The organism is Paenibacillus tianmuensis, assembly GCF_900100345.1.
Classification (GTDB): Bacteria; Bacillota; Bacilli; order Paenibacillales; family NBRC-103111; genus Paenibacillus_G; species Paenibacillus_G tianmuensis.
In genome coordinates this window covers 1-19208 of the sequence record NZ_FMTT01000071.1, presented here as the reverse complement: position 1 = coordinate 19208, position 19208 = coordinate 1, and the positions used below count along the sequence as shown (strand labels likewise).

10 protein-coding genes and 1 pseudogene are annotated in these 19208 nt (G+C 35.9%); 3 read left to right on the top strand and 8 right to left on the bottom strand.

Features of this window, described 5'->3' with window-relative positions; genetic code table 11:
• Window positions 1-106 precede the first annotated feature (106 nt).
• The 8 genes and pseudogenes from BLO51_RS27055 to BLO51_RS27020 all read right to left on the bottom strand — a co-directional run bounded on the left by BLO51_RS27055 (window position 107) and on the right by BLO51_RS27020 (window position 13964).
• Window positions 107-2422, bottom strand: a complete 2316-nt coding sequence (locus BLO51_RS27055) for a glycosyltransferase family 39 protein (protein WP_090676976.1) — start codon at window positions 2420-2422, stop codon at window positions 107-109.
• A complete protein-coding gene (locus tag BLO51_RS27050) occupies window positions 2409-4427 on the bottom strand; it encodes a glycosyltransferase family protein (RefSeq protein ID WP_090676973.1) in 2019 nt (672 codons plus the stop codon). Before BLO51_RS27050 ends, BLO51_RS27055 begins: the two co-directional genes overlap by 14 nt.
• Window positions 4428-4468: 41 nt before the next feature.
• Window positions 4469-5367 (bottom strand): annotated as a pseudogene (locus BLO51_RS31325) (IS30 family transposase).
• A gap of 84 nt (window positions 5368-5451) precedes the next feature.
• Window positions 5452-7047 carry an acyltransferase family protein gene (locus tag BLO51_RS27040; RefSeq protein ID WP_090676970.1) on the bottom strand — a complete coding sequence of 532 codons (1596 nt, stop codon included), beginning with the start codon at window positions 7045-7047 and terminating at the stop codon, window positions 5452-5454.
• 77 nt (window positions 7048-7124) lie between these two features.
• Window positions 7125-8477: a mannose-1-phosphate guanylyltransferase/mannose-6-phosphate isomerase gene (locus tag BLO51_RS27035; RefSeq protein ID WP_090676967.1), complete on the bottom strand. Its 1353-nt coding sequence runs from the start codon at window positions 8475-8477 to the stop codon at window positions 7125-7127.
• 6 nt (window positions 8478-8483) lie between these two features.
• Window positions 8484-11855, bottom strand: a complete 3372-nt coding sequence (locus BLO51_RS27030; protein ID WP_090676963.1) for a glycosyltransferase — start codon at window positions 11853-11855, stop codon at window positions 8484-8486.
• Window positions 11856-11868: 13 nt separating this feature from the next.
• Window positions 11869-13143 (bottom strand): ABC transporter ATP-binding protein, encoded by a 1275-nt coding sequence (locus BLO51_RS27025; RefSeq protein ID WP_090676960.1) that lies wholly within the window; start codon window positions 13141-13143, stop codon window positions 11869-11871.
• An 11-nt stretch (window positions 13144-13154) separates the two neighbouring features.
• The gene (locus BLO51_RS27020; protein WP_090676957.1) at window positions 13155-13964 is read right to left on the bottom strand and encodes an ABC transporter permease; all 810 of its coding nucleotides are present in this window, start codon (window positions 13962-13964) and stop codon (window positions 13155-13157) included.
• A gap of 233 nt (window positions 13965-14197) precedes the next feature.
• Here BLO51_RS27020 and BLO51_RS27015 point away from each other — a divergent pair, with 233 nt between their 5' ends.
• From BLO51_RS27015 to BLO51_RS27005, 3 genes are all read left to right on the top strand, one after another.
• Window positions 14198-16681, top strand: a complete 2484-nt coding sequence (locus tag BLO51_RS27015) for an O-antigen ligase family protein (protein WP_090676954.1) — start codon at window positions 14198-14200, stop codon at window positions 16679-16681.
• A 158-nt stretch (window positions 16682-16839) separates the two neighbouring features.
• Window positions 16840-18504: an S-layer homology domain-containing protein gene (locus BLO51_RS27010; protein ID WP_090676950.1), complete on the top strand. Its 1665-nt coding sequence runs from the start codon at window positions 16840-16842 to the stop codon at window positions 18502-18504.
• A gap of 183 nt (window positions 18505-18687) precedes the next feature.
• On the top strand, window positions 18688-19208 hold a 521-nt coding region (locus tag BLO51_RS27005), incomplete at its 3' end, for an IS1634 family transposase (protein ID WP_143006978.1).

The window sequence follows — 19208 nt, the reverse complement described above, 5'->3', positions numbered from 1 at the left end:
CGTTCAACCATCTCGTTTAGGGTACTCCGTACCCCTATTTGGTTCTGCTCTCAGGATACCTCTGAGTAGTTACAAAAATTGTTAAAAATATATAGGAATTGTTGTTTTATTTTTGATAAACATTGACATCATCGTATACTATTTCACTAGTTTCGTCATGTGGAGAAATATAAACTAGTGCCTTTTCGGCATTTTGGGGCGGCTTTGTAACAGCCAATTGGTATTCATATTTTTCCGAAACATTGAATATTTTAATATATGCCTCAATGAAATTACCATTTTGATCAGCCCAATTTATTTGCAATCTGCCAACTGCATTTGAATTATTTATCGATTTAGCCCAAGCACTAATAACTAGATCTTCTTCAGGTTTAACTGCAATAGTTTGAAAAGCAGAATTCGCTGTTCCAGGACCAACTTTTGCCCCATAGTTTCCAGTATGAGCATTCTGAATTATTTGAGTTTCTTTCAACCCTATCCAAGACTCTACTCCTTTTTCAAATGAAGGATTATTAATAAGTGAAGTTCTAGAGCCAATATCTTCTATATTATTTGAATCAATAATCAATTTATACTGGTGCACTTCTAATGCCTCAAATTGATTTCTTAAATCATCTGGTATAGTTAGTTTGACTTGAGATGAATTATGCGGGACTAAAGAATAAACTGAAAACTCTTGATTAATTGAAGTTGGTCCATCAGCATAATTTGAATATGTTTTTTTTATTATCTCAGATTCTTTTCTTTCAAATTCTAATTGAATAGGACTTAATTTGTTTTTATCTACATTGCTCTTAAGTCGCCCTTTAATTTCAATCAGTTCATTATCATTAGAAATTGAGGTGTAAGTAGATGAAACTTGTCCTTCCTTTATTTCAACGAAACCCGTTACACTGCTAATGCTTTGTGATTTTAAATTTAATTGGCCATTTTCACTTAATTCGTAATATTGATCTAATAAAGTCGATCCTTTTTTAAAATCCTGCCTCAGATTAAAAACTTGGGTTTTTCTAAGATCAATATTTAAATTTGCAAATAAAAATGAGCCTACTCTTCCATGATTAAAAATCCATAGGGTTCCTTGGTTAAAATACGAATTAAGCATATAAATGTTCTTTTCATATAACTCATTTCTTGGCAATGCCTTAAGCGCCTCTATAATTTGGGAAGCTTCTTTTTCACCTTTAGTCAACCAAACTACATCTTTACTTGTTGAGATATACTGGAAATAAAGATTATTAATTAAAATAAAAGGCAACATAAAATAAAGAATTTTTTTGTTAATAATACTGATATTCTGGAAATTAACCAGACCACAGACACATATGATGATCCCTATTAAAGGTAGATCCAAATAGTATGGCGAATTTCGTGAAACCTTGAAAATTGGAATTAAGAGTATAATGAATATGATCAAACCAACATATGTTGAAATATTTTTTTTAATCATATTTTTGCAAATATTAATGAAGAAGTAGCCAAAAAATAAAATTATTATTATTGCTATCGGAATATAGTAATACTGAATCGATATTGCCATATAACCAGGTATGATGTTTAAAGGCAAATTAAAAGCCAGAAGAAAGTAGCCTAGTATTTTTGCAAATGTTTGAAATAAAGTAACATCCGCGCCAATTCCTGCGTGGACATCCAAAATTGACCCCAATTTCTTGTATCTTAAAAACAAATTAAGGCTTAGTATCAAGATAAGTCCCAAACTAATAAACCAAACCTTCTTATCCTTCAAAGCCTTTAATACTCTATGAATCCCTTGAAATCTTGATTCTGCGTTCATAATAATAAATATTGCAAAGACAATTAAGGCAAATGGCAAGGTTAAAGCAGATTCTTTTGTGAAAATAGCAAGAAAAAAACTAAAATATAATAGGAAGAGATATTTTAAGCTTGATGTCCTTATATATTTGATTAAAAATATAAAAGAAATAATGGTGAATAATGTCAACCAAATAGAGAATGATAATCCAAATTCATACAACCCATAGAAGTAAGCATTATTTAGTGAAAAGAATAATGAGCCAAAAAGAGCAGTTTTGATATTTCTGTATAATAAATTTATAAAAGAAAAAATAAGAACGGCATTAACTATATGAACAGCAAGTGTTATATACCTCATGTTGACAAGATTATTAGAAAATATTTTTTTTTCAAAAGTTATTATCAACTCATTGAAAATCGGTCTATTCATAACTTGAATTCTATTATTTTCTTGATAATCCGGATTCTTGGTTAAGTAAAAAATCCTTGCAAAATCCAATGGCTTATGAAGTTGCGTATCATCTACAACATGCATTAAAGCATCCCCCATTAGTGGTTGCTTTAACGTCCATTGGTATAATGAGATGTTAATAAGCATAATTATAAGTATTGAAATAAGCTTTAGATATTTATTAGTAACCTGCATAGCTACACCTTCTTCTATAAATTAAGAATAGCACAATAATTAAAGAAAAAAATATAATTAAAGACAGCAAAAAAGCAATTATTGCTTTATAATCCCTATAAGTAACCGTAATCGTATTCGTACCATCTTTTATATTTATTACAATCCTGTTGTAATCATCTTTATTTATTTTCAAGTCATTTCCTCTATCATCTCTTGCAATATAGTTTTTATTATATAAGAAATTAACTCCTATTGTACTATAATTTAAATTTCCTAAAGAAATTTGTATAGTGTTTTTCTCAAGTTGGATAGATGAATTAATTTGATTAAAATCTTTATCATAAACCATAGGAGTAAAATTTATAACCTCAAACATATTTATCAAATTATCTGTATAAATGGTTTTAATATCTGTTGCTGCATTGATTTTAAGTAAGGTAGCCACTTCACTTTTTGGTAAAATACTAGGGAAAATAATATATTTTATTCCATATTTTTTGTAAAATTCAAAATCATTAGGCTCATAAAAACCGTCATACCAGTTTTTCTTAAAAACATCATTAAATAAATTCTTTTCGATCAATACATCGTATCCTCCGACAGTAAGAACTTTTGAAAGTGAAGCATAATTAAAAGCAAAATATTTACTGTATTCAATGTTTTTATCGTGCGAGGAAATTATACCCTTACAAAAGCATACAACTCTCCCGTCCAAAGTTCCATTAAGTGGATTTTGTACTTTTATTTGATTAAGATCGTGAGTTCCCTTTCCAATTATATTATTAAATGAGATAACGTTTATTGCTATTAATAATATTGTTGAAATCAATAGTATCTTTTGTAAGAAATACCTTTGACTAATTATTAAATGCATAGAAACAATTCCAAAGAAAATCAAGAAAAAATTCGAAAATACGATATGTTTGTACGAAGATCTTAACTGATTCCAAATTGGTATTTTATACATCCAGGTGTAAATTATCGTCTTATCGCCAAAAACGAACAATAAAGAAATAACTCCAAACACCAATAAATATGTAAGTATTAGAAACTGCTTATTTACTGTGTATCTTTTACAAATTAAGTAAATAAAACCCAAAATAATGCCTATGGCCGGTACTAGCCCAATGTAAGCCATAGTATCTCTAAACGCAAACCTATAAAAAATGTTATTAGGAGAATCCATGAGAAAGTTCGGTAAAAACATATGCTTAATATGTTCCCATGGCCTGTCACTGTTTACACCTATATATTCGGAAAAATCGAATTTCTCAGGTCGTGCTGCTAGTCCTGTTTCGTAAAACATAGATAAACCCGGAATTAAACAAATAAATGTTATCATTACAACAAAAGCTAATTGAAAATACATCTTTTTTCTTATCATAAGATATGCCAATATTATATAAAGAGGAAAAAAATAAAACATGCAGTATATAAACAATTGAATGTTACCAACATAAAAATATGCAATTATGACTAAAGCCAGCAAAAACAAATATTGAAAATTTAGTTTTTCAATCAATTGAAAAACTAATAGAAATATTGCTGGCAAAAATAAAATCGTGGGATATACATAATACCATTCGGACATAAAAAAATTAGCTGAGGTGAAAATATAACTAACCGTTCCAATAATATTTAAATAATGAGATACTTTAAATTTGGATAGTAACAAAGAAAATACATAAGCAGCTAACACAAGATGAATCAACACAAAAATATCAATGGTCCAAGTAGGGTCTAGTAACACGTATTTTGATAAAAAATAAGATAAAAAAACGGGAGGGTAGGTGAGTCCATAATAACTTTTCTCGATAATAGGAAGCCCCATATACTGTGAAAGATTTATTTGGGGTATGGTTCCATGTAATAAGTTTTCAGAAGCATAAACAATAATAGGATAAAATTGAACCTTGTTATCACCCATTAAAAAAAACTTTGGTGATATTAATTGTAAGAAAAAAAATATAATAATAATAATACTTAAATTAAGCAATTGAGTCTTATTGATCCATTTTATCATTCTATTTTTTTCCTTCTGTCATAAATTTATAAGGCGAATTATCATGCTAAGTGTGACCCCTCGTCCATGAAGGCCTCATGAGCGTACTTCCAACCCAGACATTTACGAGGGCGGATCGCTTCGGCAAGCTGCTGTCGGTAACGAAAGCGAAGTCATGTCCTTTGGGAAAGAACTCCCGGAGGCAGGCCATTGGCGTTCTCGTTGGAGCCTTGCTGCCATAAGGCATACGGATCGTCAAAACAGACCTTCACGCCATTTACGGTTTCCAGATTCGCTTAGCAAACAAACTCTTTCCCCGGATCGGTTGTCGCCTTCTGGAATGTTCCTTTCGGATACTGACTCACGAGGATACCGAAAAGCGGTCTCCCTCGAGTGAGCCAATCCGGCATGTTCAGCGCCATATACAGACGCTTCTTCCGTCCGATGAAGGTAGCGGACGCAGTCCTTGCTTTTGCTCCGGCTGGAGACGACGGTGTCGAGCTCCCAGTGACCGAACGTTGTGCATTTTCGAATCTAATCGGTGTGACGACGAGGAAACGGCCCAGGATTTCGACACGCTTGCGACGCTTTCCTTTCTGCAGAAGCATCTGGATGTCTCCGACTGCGAGACGCCCTTCGTAGAGCCAGCGGTAAATCGTTTTGAAGCAAAAGAAAGGCTTCCCTTCCACCCGCCGCTTCTCTGCGATCTGCTCGGGCGACCACGTTCTCCTGCAGGTTTTGTTTGAACTCATCCGCCAGAGTAACGGTGTATTGACCGACAGGCCCTCCGCTTCTGGTGGCATGAGCCCTCTCGTTTCGTAACCATGCTCCAGCACCCTTGCAATGGTCGAGGGATGTCGGCCAGCTCCTGTCCGATCTTTTCGCAGGCCCACCCCGGTCGATGCAACACTTCTAGTTGTCTTTGTTCGATTATGCTAACATGAGAGTCTAGGTGTTGCACTTCATATTACAACCCGTCGTTCGTTTAATAGATGTACTATTGTGCTCATTAACGAAAGTTAGCATATTGTTTCGCTCCTTATAATTATTTAAGTTCAATTTTATTTATAAGTGCACTCATTTCTCGTTGATCTGGTTCCGAGGACTTTGGCTTATGAGCATCATTAAATTGAAATCTAATTTGAAGTTGTCCGCCACCTGTTGGCAAACCACTGTTTACTGTAATTGGTTGACCAGGCTTTACTTCAATTTCAAGCAGCTGCTGCTCATTTATAAATATTCGTAATTGATTTACTTCATTAAAACCTTCCGGTACAAATCCCTCCACAACTAGAACTTTTGCGTGTTCGGGTCTAACGAGTGTAATAGTAGCATTTTTATCAATCCATCTATACGCTTCAGTGGGAATTTGTGGTAACCACGAACCTTGAAAGATCGTATTATTTTTTTTGTATGGAAAAGTTATGATGTTAGGTTTTTGGTTATAATATATTATTGAAACAAAAAAAATGATAAAAGCAACCGAAAAAGCAGGCCAGTTTATTTTAATAATTTTATCTAAATACAAGTAATACTTACTTAATAATTTTGTTGATAATTTTTCTGAAACATCGCTTTTTATTAATGAAACTTTCTTCAATTTCAAAGCATATTTTTCAATTAAATGCCATGATAATACTGCAAGAATTAACGTAACAACAAAAGAAATAATAAAGTTGTATTCTGCTGTCATTTGCCCGCCAAACAGATAAGTGACAGATTGCTGAACTGGAAAAGCATAGATGTATAAACCATACGAAAAATCACCGTTTTTTGAAAAAGAAGATAAATTAATTTTTTGATTATAACCAAAATAAAAGATAAGATAGCTACCAAAAAAAACAAAATACTCCTTCACACCACCAAAAAGCAATGCAAATCCTAAGACTACCATACATATCATGGCGATAGATTTAGTTAATGGTATATAACTGCGATACAAATAAATAAGCATTCCGGCGAAAAAATAGCAAAATAGTTCTATCATTTTTTTGATTTCTAATCCAAATATGTAGGTTACTCCCAATGAAATGTTTGAACTAAATAAATGGTAATAAAAACAAACAAAAAATAGAAGCAGTACTATTTTTTTATAGCGGAGAAACCCAATTATCCCAAAAAAAACAACTATTAGATAACATATAACTTCAAAAGGTATTGTCCATAATGCTCCATTTACTGCACCTTTATAAACATTAGATTCAAAGACTCCCGGTAAGTTCCATTTTAGTGGAAATAGAAGGAAAGATTTTAGATATTCATAAGTTTGCGGATGAGAAAAATACTGTTTGAGAGTTAAGTTTGTAAATGATGGACCTATCACAAAAACCGAAAATAACAAAACAGCTGCTAGACCGGGAAAAATCCTAAAAAATCTAGCTTTAAAATAATTACTTAAATTGCGGGATCGTTCGTAACTTTGGGTTATAAGAAATCCACTAATAACAAAAAAAATAGCTACAGCTAGTGCGCCAGCATCCCATTTTCCATTTGATAGTAAAAAAATAATTTCCCTTGAGTTATCACCAGATCCTAAAGGGAAAGAATGGGAGTATATAACCATGGCAGCAGCAATAAAACGTATTAGATCCAGGTTATTATTCCTTCCATTCGCAAGCTGTCCAATAGTTCTATCATTCATTTAAATATACACTCTCCACATTTGTACGCCGTTTCAGTCAAAATTAAAATTTCATAACTTGTAATTTCTCAAAAATTTCACATTCTTATTATATCATCATCTTCAAGATAAGGTCCTACCTGTACTTCTATAAGAACCAAATTAATTTTCCCTGGATTTTCTACTACGTGTTCTTCCCCCATAGGAATATAAGTCGATTCGTTAGTTCTTAAAATAAATTCTTTTTGACCTATAGTTACCTTTGCCGTGCCGCTTACAACAACCCAGTGTTCATTCCGATGATAATGTTTTTGTTTTGTTAATTTAGTACCAGGTTTAACTATAACTTTCTTTATCTTGTAATGCTCAGATTCATCAAGAAAAGTACTATTTCCCCACGGTCGATAGACTGTCAAGTGTTTTTTTGTTAAAGACGATTGATTGTCATTTAACATATGGACCACTTCTTTTACTTTGTGCGATGATCCCTTTTTAGCTATCAACAAAGCATCACCAGTTTCTATTATAACCAAATCATTCACATCAATTGTTGCAATAAATCTCTCTTTTGACATAACCAAGTTATTATTCGAATTCAAATAAATATTATTTCTATTTTTGGTATTTCCATCCTTCGTCTTTGGGAGCTGATCATCTATAGCTTCAAAGGATCCTAAATCTGACCAATTAAATTTCGATAATACTACTTTCACATTTTTGCTTTTCTCAATTACAGCACAATCTATGCTGTTACTTGGAATATTTTTCATTGCGTCGATTGGAATTCTTTTTACAGCTTGGCCTTGAGCTTCTTGGAAGGCTACTTTGCATAGCTCATACATTTCAGGTGAATATTTAGAAAGTTCTTGAAGAAAAACCCCCGCTTTAAAAACGAACATTCCACTATTCCAGAAAAAATTACCTTGCTTAAAAAATTTCATTGCTGTATTGATATCAGGCTTTTCTTTAAAGGCAAGAACATCTTCTCCATTTGATTCTATATAACCAAAGTTAGTTTCCGGATAAGTAGGCTTTATTCCGAAAATAACAATCTTATTTTTCTCAGCTATTTCGACAGCTTTATAAATAGCTTTTACATACTCATCTTCTTTTTCCTCAATAAAGTGGTCAGAAGGTGTTATTAAAACCATTTCATCTTCCGGTAAAGAAAAACATGCCAAAGCTATAGCTGGAGCAGTATTACGGCCAACCGGCTCCAGCATAAAATTAACATTTTGTTCATTCATTTCTTCAAGCTGATCCAAAGCTAAAAAATATTGATTTTCATTCGAGATTATCAAAGCTTTATCACACAAAACTTTGTTTCTTTTTATAGTTTTTTGAAATAATGATTCATTATCAAATAATTTGTAAAACTGTTTAGGGTATAACTCCCTAGATAGAGGCCATAACCTAGTACCATTACCTCCACATAAAATTACATTTATCATTAATCATCACCTACTTGATTTGAAGTCTAACAATATCTTGCTCTTTGCAGCAGTATATGAGAAGTACTTATTTATATAATCTCTACCATTTAATGATAAGTTCATCCATTTTTCATCATCTTTATACAAAGAAATTACTGAATTAGCAAAACTCGACTCTTCATCATTGATTACTACACATTTCTCTATTTCTTCCAGACCTTCTGCACCAATTGTTGTGGTAACCACGGGAACCTGATAAGACACCGCTTCTACTAATTTGCCTTTTACACCGGCTCCAAATCGCAAAGGAATTACAACAGCTCTTACTTTATTATAATACTGATTTAATTCTTCGTCAGTAACATAACCTGTTACAATGATGTCAGTTGAAGCTAGCGATTTAATGTCTTCAGGAGGATTCGAACCTACAATATAGAATTTTATTTCAGGTATTCCTTGTTTAATAATTGGAAAAATAGAATCTAGAAACCATTTAACAGCATCATAGTTTGGTTTATGATTAAAACCGCCTACAAAAAGTATATCTTTTCTTTCCGACAGATTAGAATGGATACTATTAACTTTATCAAAAATATATAGAGGAATATTTCTAATTGGCTTATCGGAAAATTCCTTTAATAATACTGACTGTTCAAAAGTACCCACAACGTGGACAATATCGGCCTTATTAAAAAGTTCAAACTCAATTTTCTTCCAGTCTTCTGAAGACTTTAATAATTCGGGATTTTTATTAATTTCGTAGTTCCTTAATTCCCTTAAATAATGTAGATCATGTCCAAAATATACAATTTTAGCCTTAGAATATTTTCCAAAAACATCGATATATTTGACGGAAATATGGGGTCTATTCAGATAAATATAATCAAGATATTGCGCATTATTCTTAATCCAATTTTCTATATTGTTGTAGTACCAATCACCATAAAGCACTTCAATACCTAATTGTTGTAACTCAGAAGTATATGGTTCATGTCTAAAAAAATTGTCACCTATGAATATTACATGAAACCCTAACTCTACAAATAGCTTTAAATAATGATACGTACATCTTCCACCTGCATCTTTATCATAGTGTGGAACATAATGATCGACCACAACAATAGTAGTTTTGTTTTTAGTCCTACCTCTAGCTAGAAAAACATGCTCAGCATTTTCAAAATGATTATCCAAAAGTTCATTTTTCCATTTATCTATAAACTTCTGTTTATTTGTTACCTGATAACTTTTAATACCGGTGGATTCATCTTTTCCATGTGATATTCCCTCAAAATGAACAATAACAGACTGAGGCTGGAAAACAACTTTGTACCCTTGTTTTCTTATTTCAAAAGCTAAATCCGTATCCTCGTAATACGCCGGTGCATATCTTTCATCAAAACCGCCAATAACTTTCCATAACTCATGACGAATCATAATGGCAGCGCCTGAAATATAATCTACTTCTTTGACATAGTTATATTCAGATTTTGACGGATCGTCTAATCTGCCATAATTCCAACCGCTTGCATCGTTCCATATAATTCCACCAGCTTCCTGCTGTCGTCCATCTGGATATACCAGTTTGGAACCAACCATACCTATTGTTTCATCTCGTTGAATCAATTTTACAAGCGAACTGAGCCATTCTGGCTGTACATTGGTATCATTGTTAAGAAAGAATATATACTTTCCTTCAGCATACTTGGAGGCGTTATTACAATTTAACAAAAAACCTCTGTTTGTGCCATCACGAACGATTTTTACATTTTGAACGTACTGTTGTGCATTTACCGTTTCATCCGTAGACATGTCGTCGGCAATTATAATTTCATAAGAAACGTCGTTCGTATGATCTAAAATGGATTTCAAACAGGCATAGGTATAGTGCCATTGATTGTAAACCGGAATAATGATTGAAACGAGCGGGTTATTTGTTATTGGAAAAACAAGTTTTTGTGAAGCATCAATTTCTTGATAAAGCTTCAATGCAACTGAATGTTCAACGTTAGTGTGCCGATCCAAAAAATTGTCAATACGACTTTCAACCAAACCCGGGTCTTCCGTATTAAGATAATACTTTAATTTTTTAATATTATTTTTGTTTACTTTACTAAGCATTTGTTTTGGATTTTTTAAAGCTTTATAAGTAAGCTTTGCAAGTAATTTTCTTTTGCTATTATCGGGAAGAATCGAATCCCTTAATCTATAATATTTCGTGAGTGCCTTCCACCCACCAGATTGAAGAATATTATTAAGTTTTCTTTCTTGCTCTAATAACAAATTGATGTGGGCAATTTGATTATTAATTGTTTGATGAGTCGCGCTATGTTCTTCGAACTGACTATTCAGTTCATGATGTAGATGATCCATCGATTCAATGATTTCTTCTTTAGCTTTTAATTCTTCCTGCAGCTTATGAAGTTGCTCTTCTTGAGAAGCTGCTTTCAATAAAGCTTCCAAAAGTCTCTCACTATTTTCCTTCAATTGGTTTTCCATAGAGTTCACGATATTCAATGCTTGACTTACCGTAGAGTTCTGATGTACTAGCTGTTCATGAACAAATGAGATTTTATTATTAGCTTGGTCGATATGTCGATCTTTATCAACAATCGCCTCGTCTAAACGCTTTATATGTTTATTTCTTTCCTCTACCTCGTCTTGAAGAGAAAGAATACGCTGAATCATCTGGTAATGCTGCTCCTGATGGTCAGGAACAAACGAATTAAGATCAACATCAGCTAATGATTCGTTGCTACAAACCGCTATCAAATATTTTCCGTTAGTTACATGATCATTTTGCTCGATATGAATTCGTTTGGCTCTATCTGAACGATTATTAACGATCAAAGAAGAAATCTCATGTTTCTGGTAATACATATCAATATTATTAAAATACTCATTCAAAAACGAATAGAACTCTTCCTTATAAAATTCTCTGACATGGAAAGAGTTGTGATAGTTTGCTCGATCAGAATATACATATTTATCTGGGGTCGACATAACGAGTATCCCATCTGGCTTTAATACTCGCTTAATTTCTTTTAAAAACTGATGCTGGATAGTTTCGTCGACATGCTCAATAGTTTCAAAAGATACAACAACATCTACACTTTGATCTTCAACAGGCAATTGTTCAATAGAACCTTGTACAAACGATTCGTTGCTTTTTGCGTATGTTAACTGGGCATGAACAATCGCCTCTGCGCTAATGTCCACACCAATGATGCTTTGAGCATAATCTGAAAGAATGAACGAACCATAGCCCTCACCGGAAGCCGCATCTAAGACGACTTTATCTTTGACAAGTTCTGTAAGGGCAAAGTATCTTTGTAAATGTTCTACCGCCATATCCCGGTCCGTAGAATTTGGAATGAATCTTTCACCTGAAAATTTCATTTACTGAATCACCCTATTCGAATTGGTAAAACTCCACATCTTCAAGAATAAGAAGCCCATTTAATTGATGTTTACGGTGGTCTAGAATTTGGATAACTAAAGCATCATGAACCCAGCTATGTTGAGTGTGTTCTTCTTGTGTGCCTGAGGCTACAGCAGGAGAAATCATATACTCGCCTCGAGACAACGCCGGAAAAATATAATTAAACCCAAAGATATAATTACCTCCCGGTTGAAGCGGTTCTACCGCTTGCTCCAGAACGTAACTGTTAGACTGAGTCACAACATTTCCTAACCTATCCTTGATTGAAAAACCAATGATCGGAAATTGAATTAAATCGTTAGCCTGTACACTGATCCGCAATTGTACAGACTGATTAGGTTTAATTAAGGTAGTTGGCTCTCCAGTCAGAGTATCGTGCAAACTTATTCCTGTGATTCTTGCTTTGTTATCACCTAACACATCCAGATTATCTGACAACGGCTGCACAAAGGTCTTTGTATTCCGTTCCGACGCGACAGACAATCCAACCGTTTTTAAAGTAGTACCTAACATAAAAGCTTGATATTTTTTAGAAATCACCTCTGGCGTACTATCATCCATTAGCTTTCCTTCATTGATCCAAATTGCTCGTTGGCAATATTTGTTTATGACTGATAAATCATGAGATACAAATACAATCGTCTTGCTTTCCTGAAATTCTTCTATTTTTCGAAAACATTTTTGCTGAAAGCGCATATCCCCCACGCTTAACGCTTCATCTATGATTAAGATGTCAGGATCGACATTTATTGCTACCGCAAAAGCCAATCGAACGAACATGCCACTCGAATACATTTTTACGGGCTGATATATAAACTCTCCAATATCGGCAAAAGACAAAATGGCTTCTACCCGTTGGTCCATCTCTTCTTTGGAATAGCCCATGATAGTTCCGTTCAAATAAATGTTTTCCAATCCCGTATATTCCGGATTAAATCCTGCTCCAAGTTCCAGTAAGGCAGAAATCTTCCCATTCACACGGATAGACCCCGAACTCGGAGTTAAGACACCTGTAATCATTTTCAAAAGCGTGGATTTACCCGAACCGTTTTTTCCGACAATTCCAACCGTTTCTCCACGGTCGATACTAAACGTTATATCGTCTACAGCATGAAAATCAGAATGGTACTTCCGTCCAAAAGGATGAATGGCCTCCTTCAGTCGGTCGGTTGGATTACTATATAACTTATATATTTTACTTACCTGATCGACTTGTATTGCTGAGTTGCTTATTTCATGGTTCATTGATCTGCTCCTTATAACACATCAGCAAAATGAGGTCTGAGCTTTTTAAACATGAGACTTCCTAAAGCTAAGAAAAAGAAAGTAAATATCCAGAAGTTTATTAGGACGTACGGACTTTCCCAAAACCATTTGTGATAAATAAAAGTATTACGATATCCTTCAATAATATGGTACATTGGATTTATTTTTATAAAAAAGTGATACTTCTCAGGAACAATTTTCAAAGAGTAAAAAATTGGCGTTAGCCAAAAACCAAATTGCACCAGCATAGCAACGATTTGCCCAGTATCTTTAAGGAAGATAACTAAGGTTGAGGTAACCCACGATAAACCTAACAATAGCATCATCACGGCAAACAAATAATATATGATTTGTAAATAATAAATCGTAGGCATATAACCATAAAGCAGATACATCACGATCAAAAAAACAATAAAAAAGAGATGCACGAAAAGAGCCGAGTAAATTTTTACAATAGGTAAAATACTAATACGGAAAACCACTTTTTTTACCAAATAACTATTCTCTATAATTGAGTGAGTAGCTCCTTGTAAACTCTCTGCGAAAAAATTCCACGGAATAATCGCCGCGGCTAACCATAAAATAAAAGGAAAATTATCTACAGGCGTATTTTTAAAACCAACTTGAAAGACAAACCAAAAAATTAATATGCTGATGGTAGGCTGTACAAAAGCCCAAAGTATGCCTAAATAGGAACCCAAAAACCTTGTCTTAAAGTCTTTTTTTGCGAGTTCAAAAATTAACTTTTGATTACGCAACACGTCTACTATAAACCTATAAAGCGCAACTATCTGATGCAAAACTAACAATCCCTTCTCAATTTTAGAAACCAATTATAAAAAATGACGAAATTTATGGTTAAATTGTTTCGTCAGTAATTTTATCAAATAAGCCATCTAAATACCAGCATAAGATACTTTCAATCCAAATGTTGTAATATATTGCACATGTCCATGTTACAATTGTCCTCTCCCCCCAAACTATGATAAGATTTTGTCGTAATTCCAAGAATTTAAAAGGAGAATCCCCAATCATGAGTATGAAAAAAAGCCAGCACGCGTATGCTGCTCATCTAGAAAAATCATCTGAATCTAGTGACAAAAGCTCTATCTTATTCTGGATACTATCAGCGATTACTTTGATCTTCTTACTTTGGGCTCCATTCCAACGAGGATTGTTCAACGGAAATAACTTCGACTTTGAACGACCAATCTACTCCTCCTTCGTTTGGGCCTCGGTCGTTTTAATCCTGCTTTCCATCTATTTGTACTTCCATTGGAGACTAAAAGAAAAGTCGGATCTTGCAATAATTTTAGCCTGGCTGCTGCCTATTACTTATTTCATTTCTACATTCGTAGCAGCTTCAACTAATTATGCTGCAAACTCCGTATATATTCAAATTATTTATGTCGCGTTCTTTTCACTAGCCTATTATCTAACAAAAGAGGATCTCGGCCTATCGATACTTAAATACGGTTTTGTCAGCACTTCCTACTTTATCGTAATTTTCGGAATGATGAACTGGCTTGGCAATAAAGAAGCCGCTTTTGCGCTGGTAAAGTGGTTCGCTGCCAACATGGAGCCTAATACCTCTTACCTTCACGCGGTGATGTCGGATTCCAACGGTCCTCGTTTGACATCGGTTTTCCAGTATGCCAACTCTTACGCGGCTTTTCTTATTGCAATCCTGCTGGTTGCCATATTCTTGGTTATCACCTCTTCAAAATGGTATTCGATAGGCATCCATGCTTTTATGGTCGTTCCTATTATCATTTCTTTTTTCGTTACATTATCGCGCGGCGCTTTGGTCATTTTGCCAATCGTTTTGTTATTGGTCCTGCCGTTTCTTAAACCGCGTAAGCAAGTCACCTACCTAATTCATTTTGTCTTATCTTTTGGATTATCCGTTGTCATTCTAAATAAACTAACGACAATCGGGGTTACTTTGTTTCACGAATATAAATCTGATTTATCGCTCTCGGGTTGGACAAGCCTGTTGGTTATTTCTTTAATTTACGCGGTACTAGCAGTGCTTGTCCAAAAATTCGCTTCTCCCTGGATCGAAAAGTTAACAGCTCGATTCGAAGAAAAACGTTTTGCTTTTCTAGCTATTCCTGTTATCGCCGTCATCGTTGGCGGAATAGGGGCCGTATTGTTATTTACCGATACCGGAGTAACAAAGTTGCTTCCGGAAAACATCCGTACCCGTATTGAAAACATCAATTTTCAGCAGCACAGTGTATTAGAGCGTGGTACGTTCTACAAAGATGCTACGAAACTGTTTGAAGACTACCCTGTTTTCGGAGCAGGCGGGGGAGCTTGGCCGGCACTATATGAAAAATACCAGAATAACCCGTATATCAGTCGGCAAGCTCACAACTTTTTTCTGCAATACTTAACGGATGTAGGTATCATTGGATTTGCTGCATTCTTGATTTTTCTTATTTTTATTTATTACATTTACATCCGTAACTTTATTAAGCAAGACGAGCATACTCGAAACAAACGTTTTATTTTCTTTATTGTATCGATCTCCATACTTGTTCATAGCAGTTTGGACTTTGACTTGAGCTATGTTTATTTGGGAATTCTTTTGTTCTTAAGCTTTGGCATTATGATTTCGAACGATGCGATGATGCTAAGCAACCAATGGAAGGAAGTACTGAATACAAGAAAGTGGGCTTATCCCTCGGTTATGCTTCTTCTTTCTTTGTTCCTTTTCTTTACTTCTGTAAGATTGCTTAGCGCCGATAGTCAATTCAATCAATCCAGAGCTATTGCTGCCGGTGGAAACAACAATTTAAATGACATTTTGGCGCCGCTAGATAATGCGCTGTCTCAGCATCCGAATCATCCGGATTACACTCTTCAAAAAGCAGCGATTCTTTTTCAGGTCTATAATCAAACTAAAGATGATAAGTACTATACGGAAGCTACAGCTTTACTAGACCAGGCATTGCAAAAAGAGCCTCATAATTATCAATTGGTGGAAAGAAAGATTTATAGTTTAATTCAAAAGAATCAAACCGCAGAAGCATTACGATTCGCAAACGGAAAACTAATTAGTTTCCCGTGGAAGGTTTTTCTTTATGAGGTTCTCATTACATTGAATACCGATATGGGCCATGCAGCTCATGAGTCCAATAACGTTCAAGAACAGGATAACTATTGGAATCAGGCATTTGAAATTTATAACCGATTTGAAACTCGTAAAAAGGAGCTTGCCCTATTACCAAAAGAACAAGGTCAAGGCCAAGACTTCTCGGAAACGGGAAAAATGGGGTTAGCTTTAGGGCAGATTCAGTTCATACGTGGTAAATATGATGCCGCGGAAGCAATGTTCCGGATTGGTATCGGCGGGCCACTGGAGGATCAGACAACAAAACAAAACATACGCTGGTACTTAGCTTCGCTGCAAAAACAAGGCAAAGCAGACCAAGCCCTTTTTGATAAGCTAGTCGCTCAAGATCCGAACGAGCGCCAAGAAATCCAATCCCTAGTAAACTCTAAGTTTTAAAAAACTTCATAAAAAAATGGTAGCTAAATTTACACTACAAATTTGCTACCATTTTTTTGTCTATAATGCTAAAATAGATTCTAGGCCTTAAAGACGATTTTCAAATCGAAAAGGTATTGTTTAGTCGATCCTACTCAGGGAGGGAGGTGAAATGCAAAATGAGTCAAATAGAGAAAAAAAATGTTTTCAATCGTGAAAGGAGCAAGACCCTAGTGAAATCAACTGTAATGAAAAAAACATCCCAAGCATTGGCTGCACTGATGATCATCTCGATGCTGCTGCCTGTTCTTGCGTTTGCTGCAACAGGTTTCAAAAACTACTCTTACTCTAATGATGGCACAGTAACTGCTACTGTATATTCAGATGCGTATGCACCAAATGTAAATGCACAAGTATATTTGTATGATCCAAGCGGTAACCGGATAACGGTAAAAGAAGCTACATACGTTGATTATGATGCTCAAAACAACGTGTATAACTACAACTTCTCCGTATCGGCTGGGGTTCACGAATATGTTTACCTGCATGGTCCTTTCGGTACAGGATTTAATGTAAGCGACGCGGTTTACCAAGCGGTTTACAGATCTAATAGCGGAAGTGTAAGTTGCTGCAGCGGCGGTGGTGGCGGCGGATGGGGAGGCGGCGGTTCTATCTCCAACAACGGTGTTATCGAAGTATCTGGAGATTCCGTAGATGCCTTCGCCTTGCAAAGAGCTTTTGAATACTCCAAAGAAATTAAAATCAAAACCAAAAGTGAAAAGCTGGCTATCCCGGCTGACGCACTGGCAGAAGCGCTGAAAAAAAGCAAAGTTTCTGTAACAATCATCAACGACAATGGCACCATTACTCTTCCGCTGGCGGCTTTGAAACTGGAAGCACTCGCGAAAGAATTGGGCGCTGAACTGAAGGATACGAAAATCAACGTAACGATTGCTAAAGTTGCTAGCGCTACTGCAGAAGACGTAACGAAAGCAGTTCAAGCTGTAGGCGGTAGCCCAGTTCAGAACGCTGTTGACTTCAACGTAACCGCTTCTGGCAACAGCAAATCTGTCAATGTTGATTTCGGAAGCACTTATGTTTCCCGTACGTTGAATGTAAACAAAAACCTGGATGCTAAAAAAGCAACTGGCGTTCTTTACAACGAGACGACGAAAAAGCTGAGCTTTGTTCCTTCTACGTTCGAAACGAAAGACGGTCAAACCGTTGCTACGTTGAAACGTAACGGCAGCAGCATCTACACGGTAATCGAAGCAAACAAATCGTTTGAAGATCTCGCTTCCCACTGGTCCAAAGCAGACGTTGAACTGCTTGCTAACAAATTGGTGGTTGAAGGCGTATCCGACAAACAATTCCAGCCGGACCGCAACATTACTCGTGCAGAGTTCGCAGCATTGGTTGTTCGTTCCCTGGGCCTGAATTCCGTATCGGCTAATACGTCTTTCACTGACATCAACTCTTCCGCTTGGTATGCTGGCGTAGTAGCAGCAGCTTCCAAAGCAGGTATTATTAATGGCTATGAAGACAGTACGTTCCGTCCGGATGCACAAATCACTCGTGAAGAATTGGCTGCTATGATCATCCGTTCCCTGACTTATGCAGGCGTAGCTTCCAACGTTTCCGAGTCGAACCAAGCTCAACTGCTTGCGAAATTCAAAGACTCTTCCAAAATCGTTTGGGCTAAGAAAGAAATTGCTGCTGCCGTAAATGCTGGCATCATCAATGGTCTGACTGACGACACCATCGGTTCTGCTGAGAAAGCAAGTCGTTCGCAAGCAGCTACGATGCTGAAACGTTACCTCAAACTGGCTGACTTCATTAATTAATTTCTAGATCTTTCAAAAAGAACCCCGGAGCAGTGCTCCGGGGTTCTTTTTTGATTGGTTCTATTGCTTGACGGAATAACCCACATTTCGCAGGTGAAACTGCGCGAAAATCAAATTTATTGAAGGGAAATCACCAACTTCCAGAGAATGTAAGGGTATAGTTTTTTCTCTGGAGGCGATCACGTGAATACTCCGCTTAACACGTATTCATATACTTCAGGCCCCGCCGTGTTGGTGGACCGACTTTGTCGTGAAATCGAGTTTGAGCAGACTTTGAATGAGTTGCTTCCATGGGATGCGAGCCGCTGCAAGCTGTCGCCCGGTGCGCGAATCAAAGCCCTTGTCATCAATGTACTTAGCGGCAAAGATCCCCTCTGCCATGTTAAGCGATTTTACCGTGACCAAGACGTTGAGCTGTTGTTCGGTGACGGTGTAACCGCCGATGATTTGAATGATGACGCGCTCGCTCGCGCACTTGACAAGCTACATGAGGCCACGCCGTGGAAGGTATACTCCACGCTCGCCATTCGTGCCATGCGCAAGCTTGACCTGCCGATCGGCACACTGCATAACGACACGACATCGGTGAGTTTGCACGGTGCTTACGAAGGGGAGGCCGATCTTCAGATCGTACGTGGACATAGCAAAGACTATCGGCCTAACCTCAAGCAGATTATGCTCGGGCTAGCTGTTTCGCCGGAGCG

Bases quoted from the DNA above. Each gene is read 5' to 3' on its own strand.
- BLO51_RS27035 (WP_090676967.1), bottom strand. From the start codon at position 8,477: ATGATAAATGTAATTTTATGTGGAGGTAATGGTACTAGGTTATGGCCT.
- BLO51_RS27040 (WP_090676970.1), bottom strand. From the start codon at position 7,047: ATGAATGATAGAACTATTGGACAGCTTGCGAATGGAAGGAATAATAAC.
- BLO51_RS27030 (WP_090676963.1), bottom strand. From the start codon at position 11,855: ATGAAATTTTCAGGTGAAAGATTCATTCCAAATTCTACGGACCGGGAT.
- BLO51_RS27010 (WP_090676950.1), top strand. From the start codon at position 16,840: ATGAGTCAAATAGAGAAAAAAAATGTTTTCAATCGTGAAAGGAGCAAG.
- BLO51_RS27025 (WP_090676960.1), bottom strand. From the start codon at position 13,143: ATGAACCATGAAATAAGCAACTCAGCAATACAAGTCGATCAGGTAAGT.
- BLO51_RS27050 (WP_090676973.1), bottom strand. From the start codon at position 4,427: ATGATAAAATGGATCAATAAGACTCAATTGCTTAATTTAAGTATTATT.
- BLO51_RS27015 (WP_090676954.1), top strand. From the start codon at position 14,198: ATGAGTATGAAAAAAAGCCAGCACGCGTATGCTGCTCATCTAGAAAAA.
- BLO51_RS27055 (WP_090676976.1), bottom strand. From the start codon at position 2,422: ATGCAGGTTACTAATAAATATCTAAAGCTTATTTCAATACTTATAATT.